This window comes from Caballeronia sp. GAFFF2, from assembly GCF_023631485.1.
Classification (GTDB): domain Bacteria; phylum Pseudomonadota; class Gammaproteobacteria; order Burkholderiales; family Burkholderiaceae; genus Caballeronia.
In genome coordinates, this window is the sequence record NZ_JALQDA010000030.1 from 289,664 (window position 1) to 315,174 (window position 25,511).

General features: G+C 60.4%; 22 protein-coding genes. 13 read left to right on the forward strand and 9 right to left on the reverse strand.

The window, feature by feature from the left end; genetic code table 11:
- Window positions 1-9 precede the first annotated feature (9 nt).
- The 6 genes from NCT04_RS23505 to NCT04_RS23530 are packed head-to-tail and all read left to right on the forward strand — an operon-like array spanning window position 10 to window position 6,153.
- The gene (locus NCT04_RS23505; RefSeq protein ID WP_244831266.1) at window positions 10-870 is read left to right on the forward strand and encodes a branched-chain amino acid ABC transporter permease; all 861 of its coding nucleotides are present in this window, start codon (window positions 10-12) and stop codon (window positions 868-870) included.
- Window positions 780-1,892, forward strand: coding sequence for a branched-chain amino acid ABC transporter permease (locus NCT04_RS23510; RefSeq protein WP_502800699.1), 1,113 nt, complete (start codon window positions 780-782; stop codon window positions 1,890-1,892). The genes NCT04_RS23505 and NCT04_RS23510 overlap by 91 nt, the downstream gene beginning before the upstream one ends.
- On the forward strand, window positions 1,889-2,656 hold the full coding sequence (locus tag NCT04_RS23515) for an ABC transporter ATP-binding protein (RefSeq protein WP_250467939.1): 768 nt from the start codon (window positions 1,889-1,891) through the stop codon (window positions 2,654-2,656). The genes NCT04_RS23510 and NCT04_RS23515 overlap by 4 nt, the downstream gene beginning before the upstream one ends.
- Entirely contained in the window at window positions 2,656-3,354 is a 699-nt protein-coding gene (locus tag NCT04_RS23520) for an ABC transporter ATP-binding protein (RefSeq protein WP_502800700.1), read from the forward strand. The genes NCT04_RS23515 and NCT04_RS23520 overlap by 1 nt, the downstream gene beginning before the upstream one ends.
- A gap of 49 nt (window positions 3,355-3,403) precedes the next feature.
- A complete protein-coding gene (locus NCT04_RS23525) occupies window positions 3,404-4,669 on the forward strand; it encodes a Zn-dependent hydrolase (RefSeq protein WP_250467940.1) in 1,266 nt (421 codons plus the stop codon).
- Entirely contained in the window at window positions 4,666-6,153 is a 1,488-nt protein-coding gene (locus tag NCT04_RS23530; protein ID WP_250467941.1) for a M81 family metallopeptidase, read from the forward strand. Before NCT04_RS23525 ends, NCT04_RS23530 begins: the two co-directional genes overlap by 4 nt.
- A gap of 3 nt (window positions 6,154-6,156) precedes the next feature.
- Here the strand turns inward: NCT04_RS23530 and NCT04_RS23535 are convergent, their stop codons facing one another.
- From NCT04_RS23535 to NCT04_RS23545, 3 genes are all read right to left on the reverse strand, one after another.
- On the reverse strand, window positions 6,157-6,996 hold the full coding sequence (locus tag NCT04_RS23535; RefSeq protein WP_250467942.1) for a hypothetical protein: 840 nt from the start codon (window positions 6,994-6,996) through the stop codon (window positions 6,157-6,159).
- 67 nt (window positions 6,997-7,063) lie between these two features.
- Window positions 7,064-8,383, reverse strand: coding sequence for an MFS transporter (locus NCT04_RS23540; protein ID WP_250467943.1), 1,320 nt, complete (start codon window positions 8,381-8,383; stop codon window positions 7,064-7,066).
- 155 nt (window positions 8,384-8,538) lie between these two features.
- Window positions 8,539-9,624: a tartrate dehydrogenase gene (locus tag NCT04_RS23545; protein ID WP_244831272.1), complete on the reverse strand. Its 1,086-nt coding sequence runs from the start codon at window positions 9,622-9,624 to the stop codon at window positions 8,539-8,541.
- Between the two features lie 108 nt (window positions 9,625-9,732).
- Here NCT04_RS23545 and NCT04_RS23550 point away from each other — a divergent pair, with 108 nt between their 5' ends.
- From NCT04_RS23550 to NCT04_RS23570, 5 genes are all read left to right on the forward strand, one after another.
- A complete protein-coding gene (locus NCT04_RS23550) occupies window positions 9,733-10,653 on the forward strand; it encodes a LysR family transcriptional regulator (RefSeq protein ID WP_250467944.1) in 921 nt (306 codons plus the stop codon).
- 197 nt (window positions 10,654-10,850) lie between these two features.
- On the forward strand, window positions 10,851-12,059 hold the full coding sequence (locus tag NCT04_RS23555) for an efflux RND transporter periplasmic adaptor subunit (RefSeq protein WP_250467945.1): 1,209 nt from the start codon (window positions 10,851-10,853) through the stop codon (window positions 12,057-12,059).
- Window position 12,060: 1 nt separating this feature from the next.
- Window positions 12,061-12,753: an ABC transporter ATP-binding protein gene (locus tag NCT04_RS23560; protein ID WP_244831275.1), complete on the forward strand. Its 693-nt coding sequence runs from the start codon at window positions 12,061-12,063 to the stop codon at window positions 12,751-12,753.
- A gap of 3 nt (window positions 12,754-12,756) precedes the next feature.
- Window positions 12,757-13,911, forward strand: a complete 1,155-nt coding sequence (locus NCT04_RS23565) for an ABC transporter permease (protein ID WP_244831276.1) — start codon at window positions 12,757-12,759, stop codon at window positions 13,909-13,911.
- Window positions 13,912-13,920: 9 nt separating this feature from the next.
- Window positions 13,921-15,087: an ABC transporter permease gene (locus NCT04_RS23570; RefSeq protein ID WP_250467946.1), complete on the forward strand. Its 1,167-nt coding sequence runs from the start codon at window positions 13,921-13,923 to the stop codon at window positions 15,085-15,087.
- 12 nt (window positions 15,088-15,099) lie between these two features.
- Here the strand turns inward: NCT04_RS23570 and NCT04_RS23575 are convergent, their stop codons facing one another.
- The 5 genes from NCT04_RS23575 to NCT04_RS23595 all read right to left on the reverse strand — a co-directional run bounded on the left by NCT04_RS23575 (window position 15,100) and on the right by NCT04_RS23595 (window position 21,270).
- Window positions 15,100-17,598 carry a glycosyl hydrolase 2 galactose-binding domain-containing protein gene (locus tag NCT04_RS23575; RefSeq protein ID WP_250467947.1) on the reverse strand — a complete coding sequence of 833 codons (2,499 nt, stop codon included), beginning with the start codon at window positions 17,596-17,598 and terminating at the stop codon, window positions 15,100-15,102.
- A 75-nt stretch (window positions 17,599-17,673) separates the two neighbouring features.
- Window positions 17,674-18,687 (reverse strand): DUF1839 family protein, encoded by a 1,014-nt coding sequence (locus NCT04_RS23580; RefSeq protein ID WP_250467948.1) that lies wholly within the window; start codon window positions 18,685-18,687, stop codon window positions 17,674-17,676.
- A complete protein-coding gene (locus NCT04_RS23585; protein WP_370652278.1) occupies window positions 18,684-19,751 on the reverse strand; it encodes an amino acid--[acyl-carrier-protein] ligase in 1,068 nt (355 codons plus the stop codon). The genes NCT04_RS23580 and NCT04_RS23585 overlap by 4 nt, the downstream gene beginning before the upstream one ends.
- 5 nt (window positions 19,752-19,756) lie before the next feature.
- The gene (locus tag NCT04_RS23590) at window positions 19,757-21,022 is read right to left on the reverse strand and encodes an acyl-CoA dehydrogenase family protein (protein ID WP_250467949.1); all 1,266 of its coding nucleotides are present in this window, start codon (window positions 21,020-21,022) and stop codon (window positions 19,757-19,759) included.
- Window positions 21,019-21,270, reverse strand: coding sequence for an acyl carrier protein (locus tag NCT04_RS23595; RefSeq protein ID WP_244831941.1), 252 nt, complete (start codon window positions 21,268-21,270; stop codon window positions 21,019-21,021). The genes NCT04_RS23590 and NCT04_RS23595 overlap by 4 nt, the downstream gene beginning before the upstream one ends.
- A gap of 405 nt (window positions 21,271-21,675) precedes the next feature.
- Between NCT04_RS23595 and NCT04_RS23600 the strand changes: the two genes are divergently transcribed.
- Window positions 21,676-22,392 (forward strand): YdcF family protein, encoded by a 717-nt coding sequence (locus NCT04_RS23600; protein ID WP_244831281.1) that lies wholly within the window; start codon window positions 21,676-21,678, stop codon window positions 22,390-22,392.
- 4 nt (window positions 22,393-22,396) lie between these two features.
- Here the strand turns inward: NCT04_RS23600 and NCT04_RS23605 are convergent, their stop codons facing one another.
- Window positions 22,397-25,078 (reverse strand): excinuclease ABC subunit UvrA, encoded by a 2,682-nt coding sequence (locus NCT04_RS23605; protein ID WP_250467950.1) that lies wholly within the window; start codon window positions 25,076-25,078, stop codon window positions 22,397-22,399.
- A gap of 138 nt (window positions 25,079-25,216) precedes the next feature.
- Here NCT04_RS23605 and NCT04_RS23610 point away from each other — a divergent pair, with 138 nt between their 5' ends.
- Complete coding sequence (locus NCT04_RS23610) at window positions 25,217-25,462, forward strand: hypothetical protein (RefSeq protein WP_250467951.1); 246 nt, start codon at window positions 25,217-25,219, stop codon at window positions 25,460-25,462.
- Window positions 25,463-25,511: the final 49 nt, after the last annotated feature.

Here is a 25,511-nt window from a genome sequence, read left to right on the forward strand (position 1 = left end):
GCCAAGGCCATGAACGTTTATCTGTTGCAGGTCGTGAACGGCATCGGCGTGGGGATGCTGTATTTTCTGCTCGCGGTCGGCTTGTCGATCGTATTCGGGCTCCTGCGCTTCGTGAATTTCGCGCACGGCGCGTTCTACCTTCTTGGTGCGTATTTTTGCTATCAGGCGATGCAGTGGTCAATGAGCTTCTGGATGGCGCTCATCGTCGTGCCGGTTGTAGTAGGCGTGCTTGCGTGGATAGTAGAAAAGATCGTATTGCGGCACGTCTATGCGCAGCAGCACGAGTTTCATATTCTCGCGACAGTGGGCCTCGCACTCGTGCTGCAGGAGTGCGCAATCATCCTATGGGGACCGCTCGGCGACAACGTAGCGGTGCCGGATGTGCTGAATGGCGTCGTGATCTGGGGCAGCTTCGTCTATCCGAAATACCGCCTTTTCGTGATCGGATTCACGGCTGTGCTCGCGGCCATTCTCTGGTGGGTACTCGAAGGCACGCGGCTCGGTAGCGCCGTTCGCGCGGGCAGTGAATCCAGTGAGATGGTGTCCTTGCTCGGTATCAATGTGACGCGGGTCTTCAGTCTCGTGTTCGCGCTCGGCGCGGGCACGGCAGCGCTTGCAGGCGTCCTTGCCGCACCCATACGCGGCGTCGATCCATTCATGGGTATCGAAGCTTTGGGCGTGGCCTTCGTGGTTGTCGTGGTGGGCGGCATGGGTAATTTCCTTGGCGCGCTTGTTGGCGGCTTGTTGGTCGGTATTGTTCAGAGCGTGATGAGCACGTTATGGCCCGAAGGCGCGCGGCTCATGATCTATGTCGCGATGGCCGCTGTCCTATTGCTGCGTCCGAACGGATTGCTCGGGAGGGCAGTTTGATTTCCAAACAGGATTCGAACGCGCTGGACGTCGACGCGCCGCAAAGCTCGTCGCCCCGGCAAGCGCTTCATCGCTATCGCTTCTTGCTGCTTGCCTTATTGGTCGTTTGCATATTACCCATGACGATACGTTCGGGTTCGCTTGCGACCGAAGTACTTGTCTACGCGCTTGCGGCCTTGGGGTGCAATCTGCTCCTGGGACACACAGGGTTGCTCTCTTTTGGACAAGGCATTTTCTTTGGACTAGGCAGCTATAGCGCGGGTCTCATCCTGACGAAATTCGGTCTACAGGCTCCCGTCGCCTTATTAGGGGCGGTGCTTGCCGGAGCGGTTGCCGCAGCCATCGTCGGATGGTTTTCCATCCGTCAGCGCGGTGCCTATTTCGTGATGTTGACGCTCGCATTCGGCCAGATGTTTTACTTTCTCGCCTACACGACGCCCGATCTAACTGGCGGTGACAACGGTCTTCTCGATATCCCCCGTCCCGCTTTGTCCATCTTCGGCAAGACGCTCTTTTCGATAACCTCACCCTGGCAGTATTACGCGTTCGTGGCGGTGCTTTTCTTGCTCGCATTCTGGCTGATGATGCGTGTCTCGCATTCGATATTCGGTCGCACATTGCTGGCTATTCGCGACAATGAAGCCCGAGCGGCCGCGGTTGGGTACGACGTCAGGCGCTTCAAGCTCGCGGCCTTTGTCATCTCCGGTGCGGTCACGGGTTTGGCGGGCGCGCTGCACGCCATGATGACCGGTATCGCGCCGCTGTCTAACATCGACTATCACACGAGCGAGATGATTCTCGTGATGACGGTGATCGGCGGTACGGGAAATCTGTTTTCATCGGTCCTCGGTGCGGCCTTCTATGTGCTGTTCGCTGATTGGTTGAGCACGCTTTGGCCGCGCTGGCTGCTCCTGCTTGGGCTCGTGTTGATCGCTGTAAGTCTTTTCATGCAGCGTGGCTTGTGGGGCCTTGGCGAACGCGTCTGGCGCGCCGTCAGGCGCAATCGGGGAGAGGCAACATGAGCACGGCCCTTCTCGAAGCAAGGAATGTCGTCAAGCGCTATGGGAAATTCGCCGCCTTGACCGAGGTGAACTTGCGTATAGCGAGCCATACGGTCCATTCGGTCATCGGTCCGAATGGCGCGGGCAAGACAACGCTATTCCACGTGCTCACGGGCACCGTGCCCATCACCGCAGGCAATATCGTTTTCGACGGACACGATGTCACACATGAGCCCGATCATCGGCGCGTGAAGCGTGGCATCGCGCGATCGTTCCAGGTAACGAGTCTCTTCGCCAATCTGACCGTGCGCGAGAATCTTCGCCTCGCGGCGCAAGGCGTGGACGCAAAGCGCGCGCTCAATGCGTGGACGCCGCCGCGTGGTGCGCTTGAGCATCGCGAGACGGTGGATGCCGTGCTTGAACGCCTTTCTTTGCAACGTTTCGCGTCGACGTTCGCAAGCGCGCTTTCGCATGGTCAGCAGCGGCGACTTGAAGTAGGCATGGCGCTCGCGGCTCGTCCCAAGGCAATTTTTCTCGATGAGCCGACTTCCGGGATGGGAATCGACGATCTCGACGACATGAAGCAACTGATCCGCAGTTTGCGCGACGACTATACCGTCGTTCTCATCGAGCACAACATGGATATCGTGATGGATATCTCCGACACGATCACGGTCATGCAGCAGGGGCGGGTACTGGTCGAAGGCAAGCCTGGCGATATTCGCGGCGACGAGCGCGTGCGTACCGCATATCTCGGCAACATGATTACCGGAGGCCGTGCCTGATGCTCGAAGCACAGAATATCCACGGATACTATGGGAAAAGTCACGTCTTGCAAGGCGTGACGCTTAGCGTTCGGGACGGCGAGACTGTCACTTTGCTTGGCCGCAATGGCGCGGGAAAGTCGACGACGTTAAAGAGTATTGCCGGCGTCGTAACCCCGCAACAGGGCAGTGTGAAATTCAAAGGCATTGAAGTAGCGAAAATGCAGCCGCACAAGATTGCCGCGCGCGGGATATGTTTTGTTCCGGAGCATCGCGGTATCTTCAAGCTGCTTTCAGTGGAAGAGAATCTTCGTCTTGGCGCCCGTAAGCAATCGCCTTGGCAGTTGACGGACATCTATCGCATCTTTCCTCGTCTGAAGGAACGCCGCACGAATGGCGGTGGTCAACTGTCGGGTGGTGAGCAGCAGATGCTGGCGATCGGCCGTGCGCTCATGAATCATCCGCGGCTTCTGATGCTCGATGAACCCGTCGAAGGCCTTGCCCCCGTGATCGTCGAAGAAATCGTGACGCAACTCAAGCTGATTCGGGAAGCGGGCGTGGCAATCCTGCTGGTCGAACAGAATCTCGAGGTCTGTACTCAGCTTGCGGATCGACATTACATCATCGAGCAAGGCCGTATCGTGTACGAAGCCAGCAACGACGTCTTCATTGCCGACGACTCCGTTAAAGACCGCTATCTAGGTGTCGGCGTCGTTTGAGTGCATCGAAGGCTAAAAATTTTCATCTGCAACTATCGAAGGAATTCCGATGCAAGTGCTCGATCTGCCAGCGCATGCTGGCTTGCGCGTCGACGGCGCGCGACTTTGGAACAGCCTGATGGAACTCGCGCGCATCGGCGCGACGCATAAAGGTGGCGTGTGTCGTCTGGCGCTAACCGAACTCGACAAGAAAGGGCGCGATCTCTTCGTCGCTTGGGCGAAGGGAGTTGGATGTACGGTGCGCATCGATGCAATCGGCAACATCTTCGCGCGTCGTGCGGGCTTGCGTGACGACCGGCCTCCCGTTATGACCGGCAGTCATATCGACACACAACCGACAGGCGGAAAGTTCGATGGCAACTATGGCGTACTCGCCGGCCTCGAAGTCCTGCGCACCCTGAACGACAACGATGTACGCACTGTCGCGCCGCTCGAAGTCGCGGTCTGGACCAATGAGGAAGGGTCGCGCTTCGTTCCAGTCATGATGGGCTCAGGCGTCTTTGCTGGCGCGTTCACGCTCGATTATGCGCTGATGCAAAAGGATCGCGAAGGCATCTCCGTGCGCGATGCGCTCGCGTCGATCGGTTATGAGGGTGAACACGTCGCGGCGCATCGCGTCGGTGCTTATTTCGAAGCGCATATCGAGCAAGGGCCAGTGCTCGAAGCGAATGACAAAGTGATCGGCGTGGTGCAGGGAGCGCTCGGTCAACGATGGTACGACGTGACCATTGAGGGGATGGAGGCGCATGCAGGACCCACGCCGATGGAACTGCGCCGTGACGCGTTGCTCGTGGCAGCCGATCTTATCCGCGAGGTCAATCGCATTGCGATCTCGCATGCTCCGCATGGACGCGGTACGGTCGGTTGGGTGGACGTACATCCGAATTCGCGCAATGTGATCCCGGGCCGTGTGAAGCTAACCGTCGACTTCCGCGCTGCCGACGACGCCACGCTCGATGAGATGGATGCCGCCCTGCGTGACATGTGCGCCAAGTCGTCGTTGCCTGTAGCGGTAGACGAAGTGGTCTACTTTGCACCGCAACCGTTCGATGCATCGCTGGTCGATTCGGTGCGTGACAGCGCCAATGCACTAGCTTATACGTCGATGGATGCGATAAGCGGCGCGGGTCACGATGCGGTGTACCTTGCGCGCGTCGCTCCCGCTGCAATGATCTTCGTGCCGTGCAAGGATGGCATCAGCCACAATGAAATAGAGGATGCGCAGGCCGATCATCTCGAAGCAGGCTGTAACGTGCTGCTTCAAGTCATGCTGCGTGCCGCAAATGCACCGGTTCAAGAAGGAGCGCAAGCATGAAAATTCTGATCGCCCGGATGAATCACGAGACCAATACTTTCTCGCCTGTGGCGACACCGCTCGAAGCATTCGGGCGCGACGGCCCTTGCTATAACGAAGCCGCATATCAGGAAAACGCGGGTATGCGCACCGCGATGTCTGCTTTCATCGACGCCGCCGAACGCGTAAAGGCGGAGATCGTCACGCCTATCTCCGCATCGGCGAATCCTAGCGGCCCGGTCGCCGCAGCAGCTTACGACGCGATATGCGCATCTATCGTCCAAGCCGCGCAAGGATGCGACGCAGTGATGCTCGACCTGCACGGCGCCATGGTTGCGGAAAATTCGCCGGACGGCGAAGGCGATTTGCTCGAACGTGTACGCAAGGCGGTGCCGCACGCGCCCATTGCGGTCTCGCTCGATCTGCACGCGAACGTCACGCAGAAGATCATCGACAATGCAAATGTGATCGTGAGCTTCAAGACCTATCCGCACGTGGATATGTATGAAAGCGGCGAGCACGCGGCCCGCCTGCTTTTCAATCTCATCGATGAAAAGGTGACCCCGGTCATCGCGTGGGCGCAACCGCCGCTCCTCACGCATACGTTGAGAAGCGCGACGGCAAGCGGTGCGATGAAGCGCGCCATCGAAGCGGCACGCGCAGCGGAGGGAGAGGAAGGAGTGCTCGCAGTCTCGGTGCTGTCGGGCTTTTCTCTCGCGGATATCGCGTCGCCTTGCATTAGCGTAGTCGTGGTTACAAATGGCGACATCGACAAAGCGCAAAAAGTCGCGAACCAGATCGCGCAGCAGATCTGGAATGAACGCGAGGCCTTCGTTTATCGCAGCGCACCGCTTGCAGCATCTATCGCGGAAGGCGTGAAGCTGGCGCAAGAAGCCGACAAGCCCGTCTTGCTGCTCGATCACGGCGACAATTGCATGTCGGGCGGCACGTGCGACACCACCGACGCATTCGAAGAAGCCCTTGTACAAGGGCTCGATGGCATCGTCGTCGGCCCGCTATGCGACCCGCAAGCAGTGGCAACCTTATTCGATGCTGGCATCGGCGCGACGGTCACAGTCGGCATAGGCAACAAGCTCCCGAGCGTCGCATCGCGCGGCAAGCCTCCGCTCGAGGTGACAGGCGTGGTGCGTGCCCTGACGAATGGCGAGTACATCATCAGCGGTCCGACTTATACCGGCCAGCGCGCTTATATGGGCCGCGCCGCCGTCATCGAGACACCGGCCGCGCGCATTCTTGTCACCGAACGCACGCATGAGCCTTGGGATCTCGGTGTATTCGAGAGCGTCGGTATCGATCCGCGCGGTGCGCGCTTTCTTATCCTCAAGTCGCGCATGTATTGCCGGCCGGTGTTCGTGCCGGTTGCCGGTGGTCTGGTGGAGTGCGACAGCCGGGGCGTCACGAGCTCGGACTATGAGCTCTTCTCGTTCAGCAATCTCAAGCGGCCGGTTTTTCCATTGGATTCGAACGCGACGTTCGACGCTTGAGCGTTATTTCACGAGATTGAGCCGCTTGGTGACGATGGTTCCCGTCTTGCGATCGATGAGCCAGACGGCATCGACGCGACCATGCAGCGTGGATGTCCTACGCGTGATGTCGGTCGGCTCTTCATCCGTGGGGTCGTTATGTTCGACGCGGTCGATCAAATACGGCGGCTCTAGCGTGCAGATCAGCAGAATCGCAAAGTCGCCGTCGCCGTGCGTCTTATCGAAATCGGCCAGGATTGCACCGCCGCGCACGTTCGTTCTTGCGCGGCCTTCAACGCCAAGCTGTATCACGTCGAAAGTCTGGACGAAGCCTTTAGCCTTGGCCTCGGGCGCCACGACCAGTTTGCGACCGCTCTGGCCCTTCACCGTCTCCTTGAGCAGGATGGCGTCCGGTTGCGTGGGCGCGGCAAGGGAGACGTTCACACTAAGCAGCTTCTTTTTCGTCTGGTATCGGACGCCGTAAGACGCTGGAATAACGAATGCAAAAGTGGGATCGGCTTGCGCATTTGCCTGTGCTTGCGCCGCTGTCTGCGTCGCGGATGCGGATTGCGTGGACTTGCGCAAGCGTTGCAGCGGACGGTCCAGAAAGCCGCGCAGGCGGCTAGTAATGGAAGGCGGCTGGCTGGGCGACGGCTTGCCGCTAAGCGCGTCTCTGACGTGTTGAGGATCGTCGCCGGTGAAGTCGGCAGGGAGTGCGTCCGCCGACAAAATGCCCGCGCCGCTCGCAACGCCTGCATCGGCCGAAGCACTCCACGCGCAAGGTGCATGCAAAATAATGGATACACTCAGCAGCATGCCAGCCGCGCCGATAGCCGTCTTACTCTTTCTCTTCGATAAAAGCACTTCGCTTCCTCTGGCGCACGCGCTGAGTCTGATGAAGCGGCTATCTTAAAATAAAAGCCGCTCAGCTTCACATTCGCGCGGCCGCCGCATGCTCCCGTTCGCTCTTCGCCTTGCGGCTCAACATCAGCGTGATGACCGCCGACATGGCGAGCGTCGCGCCCACGACGTACAGGCCCGCGGCATAGCTACCGGTTGTATTCTTTAGCCAGCCGATGGCGAACGGTCCCACGAAGCCACCCAGGTTGCCGATGGAGTTGATCATCGCAATGCCTGCCGCCGCGCCTGCACCGGAAAGGAACATGCTCGGCATGGCCCAGAGCGGAGCCTTGGCGGCGCTGATGCCCACGTTGACTACGATGAGCGCGAGTACGATAAAGAGCGCCGTCGTCGCCTGACCTGCAAAGAAGAAGCCGACGCAAGCCAGCGCACACGGAATGACCACGTGCCACGTGCGTTCCTGCGTACGGTCCGAATGCCGGGCCCACAGGATCATCGCGATGACGGCGATCACGCTCGGAATGCCGTTGATGAGCCCCGTCTCAAGCGCGCTGAAACCGTACTGACGGATGATGAGCGGCGCCCACAATCCGAGCGTATAAAGACCCGCCGACGTGCCGAAATAAATGAGCGCTAGCGCCAGCACACGCGGATCGCGTAATGCATTCAAAGCGCCTTCCGTATGCCCCGCATTCGCTTGCTTCGCGTCGGCTTCGCTTTTCAGCCTTGCAATGAGCCATTCGCGCTCTTCGCTCGCGAGCCAATGTGCCTGGGCGGGCGTGTCGGTCAGATATTTGAGGACGACGAAGCCGAGCACGATAGCCGGAATCGCTTCGATGATGTAGAGCAACTGCCAGTCTGCGAGCCCAAAGATCGGCGGCATCTGCATGATCGCGCCAGACAACGGCGAGCCGATGGCGGTCGAGATCGGCGCGGCTGCCATGAACCATGCGGCGGCCACGGCGCGCTGCTTGGCCGGAAACCAGAGGCTGAGATAAAGAATCACGCCGGGGAAGAATCCGGCCTCCGCGACGCCGAGCAGGAAGCGCAGGACGTAGAAGCTCGTCGGACCTGCCACGAATGCGGATGCAACGGAGACGATGCCCCACGTGACCATCACGCGTGCAATCCAGATGCGCGCGCCGACTTTATGCAAAATTAGATTTGACGGAACTTCGAACAGAAAGTAGCCGATGAAAAACAATCCGCCGCCCAGTCCGAAGGCGGTGGGCGAGAGGCCGATGGCCTTGTTCATCGTCATGGCGGCAAAACCGACGTTGACGCGGTCGAGAAAGCTGATGAAGTAAAGCAGCATCACGAACGGAATGATGCGCAATGCCAGCTTGCGATTGACGCGGGCTTCCACGCCGGACTCGGATGGGGTATGCATGTGTCTCCTCCTTGGGAGGCGAGCGGTGCTCTTCTAAGGAACGGTGCGGAAAGACTCAGGCGTTAGGCGCGAGCGTCCTGTTGCCGCGATGTGCGTTGCATCGCGGTCAAGCGCCCCGGCACGCGGCCGGGGTCCATCGCATACAAAATGCGGATTCAGGCGGCTGCGGCTTCCACGCGTTCGACAAACGCGCACACGGCAGCCGTCACTTGCGCTGTCGTCGCCTTGCCGCCGAGATCGCCGGTATGCAGCGATTCATCGGCTGTCACGGCTTCGACGGCATCCATCACACGCTTGGCGGCTTCCGTTTCGCCCAGATGTTCGAGCAACATGACGAGCGACCAGAACGTGCCGATCGGGTTGGCAAGCCCCTTGCCCATGATGTCGAAAGCGGAACCGTGGATCGGCTCGAACATCGACGGATAACGGCGTTCCGGGTCGATGTTGCCGGTCGGCGCAATGCCGAGGCTGCCCGCGAGCGCGGCGGCCAGGTCGCTCAGGATGTCGGCATGCAGATTGGTCGCGACGATCGTATCGAGCGTGGCGGGACGGTTGACCATGCGCGCGGTGGCGGCATCGACCAGTTCCTTGTCCCACTTCACGTCCGGGAATTCCTTTGAAATCTGCAGCGCGATTTCGTCCCACATCACCATGGCATGGCGCTGCGCATTGCTCTTGGTGATGACCGTAAGCAGTTTGCGCGGCCGCGACTGCGCGAGTTTGAATGCAAAACGCATAATGCGTTCGACACCGGCACGCGTGAGGATGGAGACGTCGGTCGCCGCTTCGATCGGATGACCCTGATGCACGCGGCCACCCACACCCGCATATTCGCCCTCGGAGTTCTCGCGCACGATCACCCAGTTGAGGTCCTCGGGCTTGCAACGCTTGAGCGGCCCGTCGATGCCGGGAAGAATGCGCGTCGGGCGCACGTTGGCGTATTGATCGAAGCCCTGGCAGATCTTCAGGCGCAGGCCCCACAGCGTGATGTGATCGGGCACGCCGGGGTCGCCTGCCGAACCGAAGAGAATTGCGTCCTTGTCGCGGATGGCATCGAGGCCATCGGCGGGCATCATCGAACCGTGCTGACGGTAATAGTCCGCGCCCCAGTCGAAGCTCTCGAATTCGAATGCAAAATTACGCGACGTCTTGGCAAGCGCTTCGAGCACTTGCTGGCCAGCGGGGATGACTTCCTTGCCGATGCCGTCGCCGGGGATGGTTGCGATGCGATAAGTTTTCATGTCTCCGTTCCTCGATGTGGGTGTGTGAGATCACTCTACCCAACTTAAGGATAAGAAACCGGTGCTAAACTCAAAGCATCTTTAACTTTGATTCACAAGTGAGGGCGCATGGCCGAGACCGTTCAGCCGGCCGATCTGAGCTTTTTCTCGACGCTCGCGACATCGGGCAGCCTGAGCGCAGCGGCGCGGGAACTGGGCCTCACGGCAGCGGCAGTAAGCAAGCGCCTGACACAAATGGAGGCGCGGGCAGGCGTGCCACTCGTCAATCGCACGACGCGCCGCATGATGCTCACGCCCGAGGGCGAGCTTTATCTCGAGCGCGCGCGGCGCATTCTCGACGAAATCGACGAACTTGCGGAGCTGCTTGGCAGCGCGAAGAAGAGTCCAAAGGGCCTGCTTCGCGTGAATGCGACGCTCGGCTTCGGGCGCAGTCATGTGGCGCCCGCCATTTCTCGATTCGTTGCGCGGCACCGCCAAGTGTCGGTGCAATTGCAGTTGTCGGTCGCGCCGCCGCCGCTCACCGACGACACGTTCGACGTTTGCATTCGCTTTGGCGAGCCACCGGATACGCGTGTAGTCGCGCGGCGTCTCGCGTCGAATCGTCGGCTGCTATGCGCGGCGCCGGGCTATATCGCCACGCACGGTTTGCCTGCGACGCCGCACGATCTCACGCGGCATAACTGCATCGGCATCCGGCAGGGCGACGAAGCGTACGGCGTTTGGCGGCTGACGAGCGGGCGGGGTGCTGCGCAGAAGACGGAGGCGGTGCGCATCAAGGGCAATCTCACGACCAACGATGGCGAAATCGCCGTCAAATGGGCGCTCGAAGGACACGGCATTCTGATGCGAGCTGAATGGGACATTGCAGACTATCTGGCGGATGGCCGGCTCGTCGCCGTATTGCCCGATTACGAGACGCCCAATGCGGACATCTACGCCGTGTACTCCGGACGGCATCAGATGTCCGCGCGCATAAGGGCTTTCGTCGATCTCATTGCGCTCGATCTCAAGCATGCGCGCGGCACTTGAATTTCCGACTATGCGTTAAAGGCATGGCATTTTGTAGTCGGCATACCGCATGCAAAATTCCGTCGACCCAGTAAAGGCAATGAAAGCGGGCGGCCTGCGGGCGCTATACTGGTTGCCTGTCCATTGCATGACGACCCACGACCGGACAGCCGTCCCCAAGCGGCTCCAAGGTCACCCGCGGCGCGACTCCAGATAAATTGGCTGAACACGATTTAGACAAACTCAAGATCGACCGCAGTCCCGCTGCCGTCGTCCCGCGACGCAGGCGTCCGTGGCTTCGCTATGTGCTCGTCGCTGCGATCATTCTCGTACTCGTGGGCCTCGGCTTGCGCTTTGCCGGGCCGCAAACGGTGGAGACCGCTACGGTCACGTCGGTTTATCCATCGCAAAGCTATACGCTTCTCAACGCGACCGGCTACGTCGTGCCGCAACGCAAGGCGGCGGTCGCATCGAAGGGACAGGGCCGCGTGGAATGGCTTGGTGTACTCGAGGGTACGCCTGTAAAGGAAGGCCAGGTGATTGCGCGGCTCGAACGCGATGATGTGTCCGCTTCGCTTGCACAAGCCGAGGCGCAAGTTAAAGTCGCTCAAGCCAACCTCGAGTTGCAACGCGCCGAGTTGAGGGACGCAGAGATCAGTCTCAAGCGCTCCGATATCCTCGCTCCCCAAGGCGCGATTCCCGCGTCTCAGCACGACAGCGACCGCGCCCGCTTCGACAAGGCCAAGGCAGCCGTGAATAGCGACGCAGCCACGATCGTGTCGGCGCAAGCCAATGCGCTCGCGGCGCGCGTAGCCGTCGACCAGACCATCATTCGTGCGCCTTTCGATGGCGTCGTGCTCGAAAAGCATGCGACCGTGGGCGATAACATCACGCCGTTCTCGTCGGCATCGGACAGCAAGGGTGCGGTCGTGACGATTGCGGACATGAAGACGCTCGAAGTCGAGGCGGATGTCGCGGAGTCGAACATCGGCAAGATCATGGTCGATCAACCATGCGAAATGCAGCTCGACGCGCTGCCTGATGTTCGCTTCTCGGGACGTGTATCGCGCATCGTGCCAACGGTCGATCGTTCGAAGGCCACGGTCCTCGTGAAAGTGCGCTTCGTCGAACACGATCCACGCGTGCTGCCCGACATGAGCGCGAAGGTCGCGTTCCTTTCGAAGCCCGTACCGCCCGAACAGAAGAAGGCGCTGGTGGCCGTTCAGCCCGCAGCAGTGGTCACGCGCGATGGCAAGCAGGTCGTGTTCATCGTCGAGAACGACAAGGCGCTTCAGAGGCCCGTGACAACGGGTGAACATATCGGCGACCTGCTCGCGGTGCAAGGCGTCAAGCCAGGCGATACGCTGGTACTCGCGCCAAACGACAAGATCAAAGACGGCACCAGCGTTACGCTGGCGAAGAAGTAACGTGAGCACCGCACCTCTGGTCCAGATCAGTCACGTCGTAAAGTCATACCGGCGCGGCGTGCAGACGGTGCCCGTGCTGACCGACATCTCGTTGTCCATCGCCGAAGGGGACTTCGTCGCGTTGATGGGACCGTCCGGCTCGGGCAAGAGCACGTTGCTCAATCTGATCGCGGGCATCGACCGACCGGACAGCGGCGAGCTTCTTGTCGGCGGGCTCGATATCACGCGTTTGCCGGAGTCCGCGCTTGCCGACTGGCGCGCGGCTCATGTCGGCTTCATCTTCCAGTTCTATAACCTGATGCCGGTGCTCACCGCATTCGAGAACGTCGAATTGCCGCTGATGCTCACGCGCCTCTCGCGCGCCGAACGGCGTGAACGTGTCGCGATGGTGCTGGACATGGTCAACATGAGCGAGCGCACGACTCACTATCCGTCGGAGCTATCCGGCGGCCAGCAGCAGCGCGTGGCGATTGCACGCGCCTTGATTACCGACCCGAAGCTGATCGTCGCCGATGAACCCACGGGCGATCTCGACCGCACTTCTGCGGCCGAAGTCCTGACGATGCTGCAACGCCTGAATGAACGCGTTGGCAAGACCATCATCATGGTCACGCACGACGCGCATGCCGCCAATGCCGCGAAGGCGCTGGTGCATCTTGAGAAGGGCGAGTTGATCGACGGCGCGGTGCGCTGAATCATGTTCGTCTTCAAGCTCATTCTGCGCAATGCCACGCGTCACAAGCTCCGCACGGCGCTGACCGTGCTGGGCCTCACGATTGCGGTGCTTGCATACGGCCTGCTGCATACGGTCGTGGATGCGTGGTACGCGGGCGCGGCTGCGGCATCCAACGCGCGCCTGGTCACTCGCAATGCGATCTCGCTGGTGTTTCCGCTGCCTCTTGCATACGAGAATCGCATTCGCGGCGTGGATGGTGTGACGCTGGTTGCACGCTCGAACTGGTTCGGCGGCATCTATCGCGACCCCAAGAATTTTTTCGCGCAGTTCGCGGTATCGGACAACTATCTGGATCTCTATCCCGAGTACATCGTCACGCCGCAAGCGCGCTCCGATTACCAGCGCGATCGCAAGGGCGTGCTCATCGGGCGACAGCTTGCGACGCAATACGGCTTCAAAGTGGGCGACGTCATTCCTCTCAAGGGGACGATCTATCCAGGAACGTGGGACTTCGTGGTGCGCGGCATCATGGAAGGGCGCGACGAATCGACCATCACGCGGCAACTCATCTTTCACTGGGAATATCTCAACGAGACGATTCGCAAGACCACCAAGCGTCAAGTGGATCAGGTCGGCGTGTATGTCGTGGGCATCGGAAATCCGGATCAGGCGGCCACCGTATCGCGCAATGTCGATAACGTCTTCAAGAACTCGCTTGCGGAGACGCTTACCGAAACCGAGCAAGCGTTTCAGCTGGGCTTCGTCGCGATGTCTAATCAGATCATTGCGGCCATACGTGTCGTCTCTTATGTGGTGATTCTCATCATCATGGCCGTGATGGCCAATGCAATGGCCATGAGCGCACGCGAACGCACCGTCGAATACGCCACGCTCAAGGCGCTTGGATTCGGACCCACGTTTCTTAGCGTGCTCGTCTTCGGCGAGTCGCTGGCGATATGCACGATGGGCGGTGCAATCGGCATACTCGCGACACCGCCGGTCGCCGATTTCTTCAAGAATGCGACAGGCGGCGTGTTTCCGGTCTTTCGCGTCTCGCACGAAACGATGATGCTGCAAGCTGCCTGCGCGTTCGTCATCGCGCTGGCGGCGGCGATCGTACCGGCGGTGCAGGCGAGCCGCGTGAGGATCGTCGAAGGCTTGCGAGCGATCGGATAAGGCGAGCATATGGCCATTCCCGTTTCATACATCGCGCGCAACCTATGGGCTCGCCGTCTCACGACGATGTTGACCGCAGGCGGTCTCGCGCTCGTCGTCTTCGTGTTCTCAACCGTGCTCATGCTCGATGCGGGACTCAAGAAAACGCTCGTATCCACGGGCGAACGCGATAACGTCGTGGTCATTCGCAAAGGCGCGGAAACGGAGATTCAAAGCTCGATCGACCGCAGTCAGGCGAACGTGATGGAGATACATCCGTCTGTCGCGATGAATGGCGAGGGTGAGCCCTTCGCATCCAAAGAGACCGTGGTGCTCATCTCGCTCTATAAGCTCGGTTCGAATACGCCCGCGAATGTCGTGATACGCGGCGTATCGCCGACTGGCGTCGAACTGCGGCCGCAAGTGAGGCTTACGGCGGGGCGCATGTTCAGTCACGGGTCATCGGAGATCATCGTCGGCAGCAGTATCGCCAAGGGCTTTGCGGGCACGCGCATTGGCGATCATTTGCGCTTCGCTCAGCGCGACTGGACCGTGGTGGGCCACTTCGATGCAGGCGGCAGCGGCTTCGATTCGGAGATATGGGGCGATGTCGATCAACTCATGCAGTCGTTTCGCCGCACGAGTTATTCGTCGATGGTCGTGAGGCTTGCCCGCAGCGATGCCTTCGACCGCTTTCGCGCGGATATCGACGTCGATCCTCGTCTTGCCGATGAAGCCAAGCGCGAGCAAGTGTTCTACGGCGATCAGTCGAAGGCGCTATCCACGTTCATCAATATTCTCGGCATCACGCTTTCGATAATCTTTTCGATAGCAGCGATGATCGGCGCGATGATCACCATGTATGCCTCGGTCGCGAACCGGGTCGCGGAGATTGGAACGCTTCGCGCGTTAGGTTTCAAGCGCTTCGATGTGTTGATTGCGTTTCTGCTCGAAGCGCTGCTTTTGGGACTCGCCGGTGGACTCGTCGGCCTCGGCTGCGCGGCACTCATGCAGTTCGCTTCGTTTTCCACGACCAATTTTCAAACGTTCGCGGACCTGTCGTTCCGGTTCGTGCTCACGCCATCGGTCGTTATTCAAACGGTTTTATTCTCGATGATCATGGGGTTCGTCGGTGGCTTTCTGCCTGCCGTACGTGCTGCGAGGCTGAGTATCGTAGATGCGTTGCGAGCCCGATAATCGCGAGACTGCTCAACCGCGATACACCGCACCTTTCGATCCATTGACCGCGAACACATCGCCTTCAGGCGCCGCGCGAACATGTGCGCTTCGCGCGACGAGCGGCACGCGACGCGGCACGCCGGGCGCAAGATGGAACCAGTCGATGCTCGCGTAATAGTCCGGATCGACCACATGCACCCATCGTGCAAGCTGTGTCGTTGCAATGTCGAGAAACCAGCCTTTGTCATCCTGACCGATGGTCGCGTTCAATCCGACATCACGTCGCTCGCCAATGGAAGGATCGGGAAAATGGAAAGCTTCTGACAATACCGCGCCGGTATCCTGATCGCGCAGAAGCACATGCGTGACATCGTGCGCGCGAGGACCGAAGCGATATGCATAGGCGATGTCGAAGAACGCGCCCAGCAGCGAAGCCGATTTGACGCGCTGCACGCTGCGCGGCGAAAGCACGACATCGCTCGCGCCGCCTGCGACCTTCACCGCGCCATCGCGCAAGCACGACAGTTCCACGCGTGCGCGTATCTCGCGAGCCGTCTCGTTGACGAGATGCACATCGAGGCCGTCGAGGCCTTCGTCGGTAATCAGCGCCTGAATAGGCTGAAGCACGCGCGCAAGCCCATGCAGCGCGCTTTTGGGCTTGTGACGCGCATCGATCACACCCCAGCCCGCGCCCGGACGCAGATCCAGCAGATTCCATACGATACCGCCCGCGCAGGTCGACTCTTCGCGACGCCATTCGGAAAACACAGCGCCGATCACATCGGCGACGACGGCGCGAGACAGTTCGAGATAGCGCTCGGGGTCTTCATAACGCAGACGCGCCACGTCGACGCGATACAGTTCGCGCAGATAGTGCTCGCGCACATCGTCGAAGTCCCATGCGGAACCGGGATCGCGCGGCACACTTGTCTTCCAGCGTGGCTCATGCGCGCGCGCCGCATTGGGCACAGAGCGCAGCGTGACATCGTCGGGGACATTCGCGAACGCAAGGCATTCGGAAGCGAAACGTACTTGCGCACGACGCGCGTCGTCGAAGGGGCGCTGATATGCGCCGACGCCGTAGTAATGCGTGATGCCGCCGCGCGTGCCGAAGGGCATCGAGACGCTGTCGCCGGGCGCGGCGCTCGGTGAGTTCACGACATACGCCACATCGGCGCGATGCTTGGCGATGACTTCCGGAAGCAGTTGCGTGAAAAGGCCTTGTTGATAGGCATCGAATGGCAGACCCAGCATGGCCGCTTGCTGATGCACTTCGCTGCCGCCGCATAGCACTGCAAGCGATGCAAAACGCCGCGTGCGCGCAAGAAACTGTTCTGCTTCGAGTTGCACGCTTCGGTTGAATGCCTCGTCCGAGGGATAGTCGAAGTTGGCAAACGCAAAGTCTTGCCAGATCAGAATGCCGAATTCGTCCGCGAGTTCGTAAAAGGTATCGGATTCATAAAGCGTGATGCCGCTCACGCGAATGATGTTGAGCCCCGCATCGCGGCACAGGGTGAAGATGGCCGCGAGCTTGTCGCGCGATGCGTCGAGCGCGACGATATCGGCGGAAGTCCAGCATGCGCCGCGCGCGAACACCGGCATGCCGTTGACGATGATCTGAAAGCCCGTCTTGTCCGCACCGCGATCCACCTCGATATGTCGAAAACCGATTTGCCCAAGCGCGATACGACCAAGCGTTTCGCTCGTCAAGGTCACGGCGTAGAGCGATGGCGCGCCATGCGTATGCGGCCACCAGAGCCGCGCTTGCGGCACGCGCACTTGTCCCGCGAGCGTATGCGCGTCACGCCATTGCAGCGGCGCCGTGGCCTCGCCATCGCCACATTCGACATGCATTTCCTCCGGCTCTTGCGGATGATAGAAATGTACAGTGACGTCGAGCAGACCATCGGCACGATCGATTGAAGGCGCAAGCTCGATACGCTCGATGCCATTGCGCGCTTCGCCGATCAGTTCCACTGCGCGCCACGGACCGACTGGCTGAATCGGCGGGCACCATCCTGGCATATGTCCAAGCAGGGTCGTGCGTACGTTGCGCAGCGTCGCTGGCTGCGCGAGCTTCGGACGCCAGCGCGCACGGCCGCGTTTTGCGGCAAGTGCAGGCTGAATGGAACGAAAGCACAGATAAAGCGTCGCGTCGCCTTGCAGATTCAGATCGACATCGTGCGCGACGAACATAGAATCGGAGTCGAGCAGCTTGTCGTTATCGAGCCACACTTCGGCAATTGTCGCGAGGCCATTGAAGCGCACGCGCCGCTTGCCTTCACCCTGCAAGCGCACGCGATACCAGTGATCCGACATCGCGTAGGGCTGCGCGAGCGCATCTTCGCCAACGCCGTTTGCACGTTGCGCCGATGCAATCGTGCCGGGCACGGGCGCATCGATCCAATGCGCGCTTTCATCGAGCGATGCAGGCGTCGCACAAGCGCCCGCAGCCGTGCTCGTGCACGTCCACCCTTCGGAGAGGCGTTGCGGCAGGCAAGCGTTGGACATATCGGACATGGAATGCATGTTCCTTCCTTCTATGGGCGAAGATGAACATGATGAACGAAGCACGGGCCACGCGAGCAGCGTGGCCCCGGTGCTTCAAAGAAAACGCGCGGCGAGCGGTTCGATGACCTTCTCGTAAGATGCTTCGAGCGAATCGAGGCAGTCGGTACACGGGTCGAGCCGTGAACGCATGCGCGCCCGCGCAAGGCGGAACTGCATGACCATCGCTTCGTTCGCCATGGATTGCGCGCTCGTCTGGATTGCGTCAGGCACTTCGACGCCGTGCGCATTGAGCCACACCAGATACTTCGACAGCAACTCGAAGTTCGAACCGAGCTGGCGCATCACGTTGAACGTGTAGAGATGGTAGTAAGACACATCCCGTTCGAGCAATGCACGTAGATGCTCGGGAAACTCCGCGCGCCACTGCGAGACGGGGTTCGATGTCGGACGATCGAGCAAGCGCAGCTTGAGCAGATCGACCGAACGTTGCACCAGCGCCTGACCTTCGAGCGGCGCACGCGCGCGCTTGACGAACTCCACGTACGGAAAGAGCGCATGCACGTCGCTTGCAAGGTCTGGCATCAGGCGAAACACGCCGTCATAGTCCTCGCCCGATAACGCGAAATAGCCCGCGTTATGGAAGTACGTGATGCGCTTTGCCGCTGCATCGATGGAGTCGACTGCAATGGTCGTCTTCGAATGCGACTGCTTGTACGCGGTTGCACGCGTGTCGGGCAGATAGAACGCATCCACTTCGGCGACCACTACGTGACCGCGTTTGGTCTGCTCGCGCACGTGAGCTTCGAGCGTGTCGAAAATCGCGAGCTCCTGGGCCTGCAAGCCGTAAAGCCGCGAGATATCGTCGAGCGAGAACTTGGGGAACGTGAACTGATCGCCTTCGAACGCCTGCGTCACGGTGAAGCTCAATGCGGCGTGCGGATCGCAGCCGTAGTGGTGCAAGAGCTCGATCCACAGATCGACGTAACAGTTGGTCTCCAGCCAGACGCGCTCGCCGCGATGCAACGCATGGCGGCTCGCTTCGTCTTGAGCGGCAGACTGTTCGTTGGACGCGCCAGTCACGGCGTGCTCGGGCGAGCGTGCGTTCATGCGTCTTTGCCCAGTGTGCCGAGGCCATCGGCGACGAGCGGCGCCGCATTGCCCCACAGCAGTTCACGCACTGCGGCAGGCCACGCGTTCACGTCGAGACCGTGATGACGGAAGAGCGCAAGCGTCGTACGTTCCATGCCGAAGCCCACGCATGCGGTATGCGCCACTTCGCCATTGCCCTGACGGATGTTCCACAACTCGCCGAAGTGGTCCATGTGATAGTTGAACGACAAACATGCGGTCGGACGGTCGGGCGTTGCAACCGGCACGAGCAGTTCGAACTTGAGTTCTTGCGCACGCTGGCTGTCGGCCACGATCTTGCCGCCGCGTCCGAAGAACGGGTCGTTAGCCAGATCGATTTCGAACGGCAGTTGCAGCAGATTCACGAGCAGCGAGCCACGCTCGATCCACTTCTGACGGAATGCCATTACTTGCTCGGGGCTGCCCACGCGAATGTATTCGCGCATGCGGAACATCTGCATGCGGCCCGGATCGATGGACGGTTCGTGACGGAAGCAATACGAGAACGCATCGAAGATCGCGCCGTCTTCGGCGAGGTTGCCGCGCTTGGCAACGAGCGGATAGATCGGATAACAGGCCGCGGGCGTGAGCACGAGACGCGTCGGCTTTTGCTGATCCATCCAGTCATCGGAACGCTCTTCTTCTTCGCCGATATGCACGATCTTGTCGAGCGCTTCGAGCAGACGATGATGGCCGCGATCATTGCCCTGGAACGAGTGAATCGTGCCGGCAAGGTTCGGGAAGCTCTTCAGGTACTCACTGTCTTCGAAGTCGCGGCGGCGCATGGCCGGCGGAAAGCGCAACGATTCCGCGTGTTGGTCGGCGCCGAGCAACGTGATCGCGTTGTTGAGACGGTCCACCACATCCTCGAACACCGCGCTGCGGCCATAGAGGCCGTCTTCGCCCGTATCGATGAGAATGCCGGCGGCCATCAGCCGGTCGCGCAAGGTCAAATCCGATTTATCGTAGGGCACTTGACTGGTCTCGTTATGTGCTTGTTCTTCGGCCTGCATGAGCGCGGCCTGTTCGTTCGGCATGTTCATAATCGTTATAGGGTCCCGGTTGCGGAACGCTGCGCGAGCAGCAGATTCGCGGTGTTCAGTTCGATGCGGTCATTGCTGATCATGAGCGGCGCCGAGTGCAGATCGCGCAAGTGCCGCCCCACGCTGAAGGGCGTATCGTTCTTGTAACCCGCCATGCCGCAGATCATCAGCGTCTCTTGCACGACGTGCACGGCCGATTGCGAAATGGCGAGCTTCAGCATGTTCAGATCGGAAGCAATGCCGATGGACGCGGTCAACGGTGCGTCGCTGTCGTCGGTCTGCAATGCCTGTCTTGCGAGCCGTTCCGCTTGCGCAGCCTCGACCGAGGCGAGCGACTCGCGCAGACGCGCCTGCATCATGCGCACGAGCGTGACGGCTTGCGAAACACGCGCGGCCGAAGGCGGCAATGCGCCCGGCTTGCCACGCGCCTGATTACGGAAGAACTGATGCGCGCGATTCACGGCATCCGACGCAATACCGATCCACACCGCGGACCACAAGGTATGCGAAACCGGCAGCATGCTTTCATCGGCGATCTTCGAGAAAGGCGAGGGCAGAATCTGTTCGGCCTTGCCGCTTGCAGTGAGACGATGCCCCTGACTGCAGGTGCCGCGCATGCCGAGCGTGTCCCACGTACCGCGCGATTCGAGCGTGCACGTCGAACGAGGCGCGACGATCAGCACCTGATCGGACGGCGGCGCGTCGGGATGACGGCGTGCGGTTACGAGAATGCAATCGGCATATGTGCCATACGAAATCGTCGGCGCGAGCTTTTCGATGTTGAAGACGTCATCGGCAAGATCGACCGCACATGCGCTCGTGCGCATGTTGCCGCCGATATTTTCTTCCGATGTCGCCGATGCCAACAGCAGTTGCTCGTTCACCATGCGCGTGAGAAACGCGCGCTGCCAGGGCACATTCGCGCCGTGATCGACGATGCAGACGACCTGACTCTGATGCATGGCGTAGATCATCGCGGCGGATGCGCAGCCTTGCGCGAGCGTTTCGCACAAGCGGGCCACGCCCGTGAGCGAGAGCCCGTCGCCGCCGAAGCTTGCCGGCACCATTGCAGAGAAGAGACGCTCCGTACGCATTGCGGCCACGGCTTCAGCGGGGAAGCGTGCATCCTTGTCGACCGCTGCCGCATGCTTGCCGGCGATGGCCGAGACGCGACGCGCGGCTTCGAGCAGCTCGCTTTCGCTGCGCGGCGCGATCACGCCGTCGCCTTCAACGTGTCCTGCTGCTTCGAGTTCTTGCGTGGCGGCGTTCATGCGTCCGCCTGCGAACCTTGCAGCTCCTTGACGGCGGCCGCGAGCGAATCGACGCTCGAGAACAGACGTCGCGTAAGCATTTGATCCGGAATTTCGATGCCGAACTCGTCTTCGATCGCGAGCATGACGTGCACGGTTGCAAGCGAGGAGAGGCCGGCTGCGTACAGGTCGTCGCTGTCGGAGAGAGTGTCGATCGACACGTCGAGGCGTGCGGACTCGGCAAGGATGCGGCGCAATTCAGTTTTCATTTTCTCTGGTTTCCCTTGAACCATGGCCAACGGTGCAAACGGACTGAAGCGGGTATCAAACGAATATTCGATTTTTTGGACCGTGCTCAGTCCCGTTGCTAACGGGCGGTGGTGCACTCGGTGAATCGCTGGTCAAACGACTCAAGAGCACTCGCAACACCGTCGAATCTTGTTTGATCGTATTTAACGAATTACGGGGGGTGATCGTCCGTGCGATGGCGCACGGTGAGGCCCGGAAGACAACGCGTTGCGTGTGCGATATCGACCACGCTTGATGTCACGCAAATCGTTCAGACTGATACTTGTCGCGGCGTTACGACGGTATTCGTACTGCATAGCCTCGCCTTGCAAGTTTCATGCGCATGATGCAAGGTATTTGAAACCTTAAAACGACGGGAAACGTAATTGGATCTACTCTGCCTGCTGCTTGTCTTCGTCGCCTTGTTCATCGTGTGGCGCAAACGCCGCCTCGTGATCTTCCTCGTGGCCGGAACCGTGTTCTGGCTCTTCGGTAGCTGGCTTGCAGGGCCGATGATAAGCCTCGCGCAGATCGGCTATGGGTCGAAGCAGGCGCCCCGGCTCGCGGACCGTACGGCGATCATCGTGCTGGGCGGTGGGACCGAATACGATCGCAACAAACATCTCGTTCCACTGGCCGATTCCATCTATCGCGTCGACCTTGCTGCCGCCCTGTACAAAACCTGTGTCGAAACGGACAAGCAGTGTCAGGTCATCATGAGCGGCGGAAATCCGCAGCATCACGAACAAACCGAAGCGCAACTATACGGCGGTCTGCTCGTGGATCGTGGCGTGAAGCCTGCGGATCTCATCCTCGAAGATCAGAGTCTCGACACTTACGAGAACGCGCGCAATACGTACAAAATCCTACGCTCGCGTCAATACGACACGACCATCCTCATCACGTCCTCACTGCACATGCGTCGCGCGTTGCTCGCATTCGATGCTTTCGACCTACACCCGCAGCCTGCGGTTGCATTCGTGCGCAATCCAAAGTCATGGCTCGTGCCGCATCCGGAAGGATGGATCGATTCCGACAGCGGATTGCACGAGATGCTCGGCACGTTGAAGTTTCACGTGTGGCGCTGGCTAGGCTTGTATTGATTGCTCAGGTCAATGCGTCTTGCAGATAAGGCGCCGTGCGGCTAGCGGCCAGCGTCGCCACACTCGCAGGCACGCCGGCCGCGACTATCTTGCCGCCATCTTCTCCCGCGCCCGGACCGATATCGATGACCCAGTCGCTCTGGGCCGCGACGCGCATGTCGTGTTCGACGACCACGACCGTATTGCCTGCGTCGACGAGTCCTTGAAGTTGCGCCATCAGACGATCGACATCGGCGGGATGTAGTCCGGTTGTGGGCTCGTCGAGGATATAGAGCGTGTCGCCGCGATGCGCGCGCTGCAGTTCGGTTGCCAGCTTGATGCGCTGCGCTTCGCCGCCCGAGAGTTCGGTGGCAGGCTGACCGAGCCGCAGATATCCGAGGCCGATATCGCGCAGCACGGCAAGCGCGCGCATCACATTGGCCTCATCCGCGAAGAAGAGACAGGCGTCATCGACGCTCATCGCCAGCACCTCGGCTATGTTTTTGCCATTCCACGTGACTTCGAGTGTCTCGGCGTTATAACGCGAACCGTGACACGTCGAACATGACGTGTACACGCTCGGCAAAAATAGCAGTTCGACGCTCACGAAGCCTTCGCCTTCGCAAGTCGGGCAACGCCCCTGCGCGACATTGAAGGAAAATCGGCCGGCACTGTAACGGCGTTTGCGCGCGAGCGGCGTATCGGCGTAGTGCTTGCGCACGTGATCGAAAAGTCCCGTGTAAGTCGCAAGATTCGAACGTGGGGTGCGGCCAATCGGCTTCTGATCGACGCGCACGAGGCGCCGTATGGCGTCCATGCCTTCGACGATGGAGCCTTCCGCAGGCGCTTCGACGACCGTGAAGAGCGGGTCGGCTTCGTCTTCGTCGGGCTCATCGAGCGCTCTTCCCAGATGCTGCGCCACGAGTTCGGGCAATGCCTGACTGACGAGACTCGACTTGCCCGAGCCCGATATACCCGTCACCGCCGTGAAGCAACCGAGCGGAAACGCAGCGTCGATCTCATGCAGATTGTTTCGCGTGATGCCCGCGAGCTTCAGCCAGCCGCGCGGCGTGCGTGGCGCGCGGTCTGTGTTCGAGTGCGACGCGAACAGATGCAGACGCGTTTGTGACGCCTCCACCGATGCGAGACCCGCGGGCGGTCCGCTATAAAGCACATGTCCACCGGCTTCGCCCGCAGCGGGACCGACATCGACGAGCCAGTCTGCGCGACGCATCGTCTCCATGTCATGCTCGATCACGAAGAGCGAATTGCCGGCAGCCTTGAGCCGTTGCAGCGCGTCAAAGAGCGCTTCGTTGTCAGCGGGATGCAAACCGGCGGAGGGTTCATCGAGCACATACACCACGCCAAAGAGTTGCGAGGCTAGTTGCGTGGCTAGCCGCAAGCGCTGCAATTCGCCTGACGACAAGGTGGGCGTCGCGCGATCCAAAGCAAGATAGCCGAGGCCGAGATCGATCAACGTGGCAAGACGTTCTTCGAGATCGGCTGCTATGCGCTCGGCGGCGGCGCGCTTCTCATTGGACAAGTTGGGCGTGCGCCGTACATCGGGCGATGCTTTATGCGCCGATCCACCCGCCGCGACACGCTTCGCAATCGCCGCCTGCCGCACGTCCCTGGCAAGCACGTCTTGCTCGCGTGCTTCTTCATGATCGGGCCATTCGCCGCGCGCAATGGGCGCGAGCATCTGCGCAAGCCGCGTAAGCGGCAGACGCGAGAACTCCGCGATATCCAGTCCCGCGAAGGTCACCGATAACGCTTCCTGCTTCAGTCGCTTGCCGTGACACGACGAACAGTCGCTGCCGACCATATAGCGCGACACGCGCTTCTTCATGAGCGCGCTTTGCGTGTGGGCGAAGGTATGAAGCACATAACGGCGCGCGCCCGTAAAGGTGCCTTGATAACTCGGCTCCGCGCGACGCTTGAGTGCGGCACGTGTCTCGGCGGGTGTGAGGCCCGCATAGACCGGCACGGTGGGCGTATCGTCGGTGAAGAGAATCCAGTCGCGGTCTTTCTTCGGCAGATCGCGCCAGGGCGTGTCGACGTCGTAGCCCAGCGTGACGAGTATGTCGCGCAGATTCTGACCGTGCCACGCTGGCGGCCATGCGGCGATGGCGCGTTCGCGGATGGTGAGTGAGTCGTCGGGGACCATCGACTTCTCGGTCACTTCGTAGACGCGGCCGAGACCATGGCAGACGGGGCACGCGCCCTGAACCGTGTTGGGAGAAAAGTCTTCCGCGTAGAGCATGGGCTGCTTCGGCGGATAGCTGCCCGTGCGTGAATACAGCATGCGAACGAGACTGGAAAGCGTGGTCACGCTTCCCACCGACGAACGTGCGTTGGGCGTGCCGCGCTGCTGCTGCAGGGCGACGGCGGGCGGCAATCCTTCGATGGAATCGACTTCCGGTACGCCGACCTGCTCGATCAGACGCCGCGCGTAGGGCGCGACGGATTCAAAATACCGCCGCTGCGCTTCTGCATACAAAGTTCCGAATGCAAGTGACGACTTTCCCGATCCGGACACGCCTGTGAAGACGACCAGCGCATCGCGCGGGACGTCTACATCGACATTTTTGAGGTTATGCTCCCGCGCGCCGCGAACGCGCACGAAACCTGCTGAAGAGACAGTCGGCGTTTCGGCTTTATTGCGCCGAGGCGGCTTGGCTGGGCTTTTGACTTTGGGCGCATCCATCTTATGGCTTTTGGCTTTTTGCAGGCGAATACGTCTGGCGAGCAGGTCTCATGCCAAGCCGCTCGCCGATTGCATTCGGCATTCAAAAGCCTGCACGGTGAATACACACTCGACTGACTCTACGCAAAAAGGAACGACATGAAGACGAATGGATTGGCAGCACTCATCGCCCTCACTGCGGGTTTGATGCTGGGCGCGTCGGGCGCGGCGATGGCGCAAGGTGGCAACGGTAATGGCGGCGCTGGCGGCGGCAACGCGCATGGCGCAGCGACGGCCGCGCCGACGGCAGGCGGTGACAATACCTCTGCTGCTACCGGTACGAGCAAGGGTTTTCACTTCAAGCACAAGAAGAAAGCGAAGCCCGTGACCACACCAGCGCAGTAATCTAGCAAACGTTTATTGCATACAAACGATTGAATGCAATCGCGGCGGG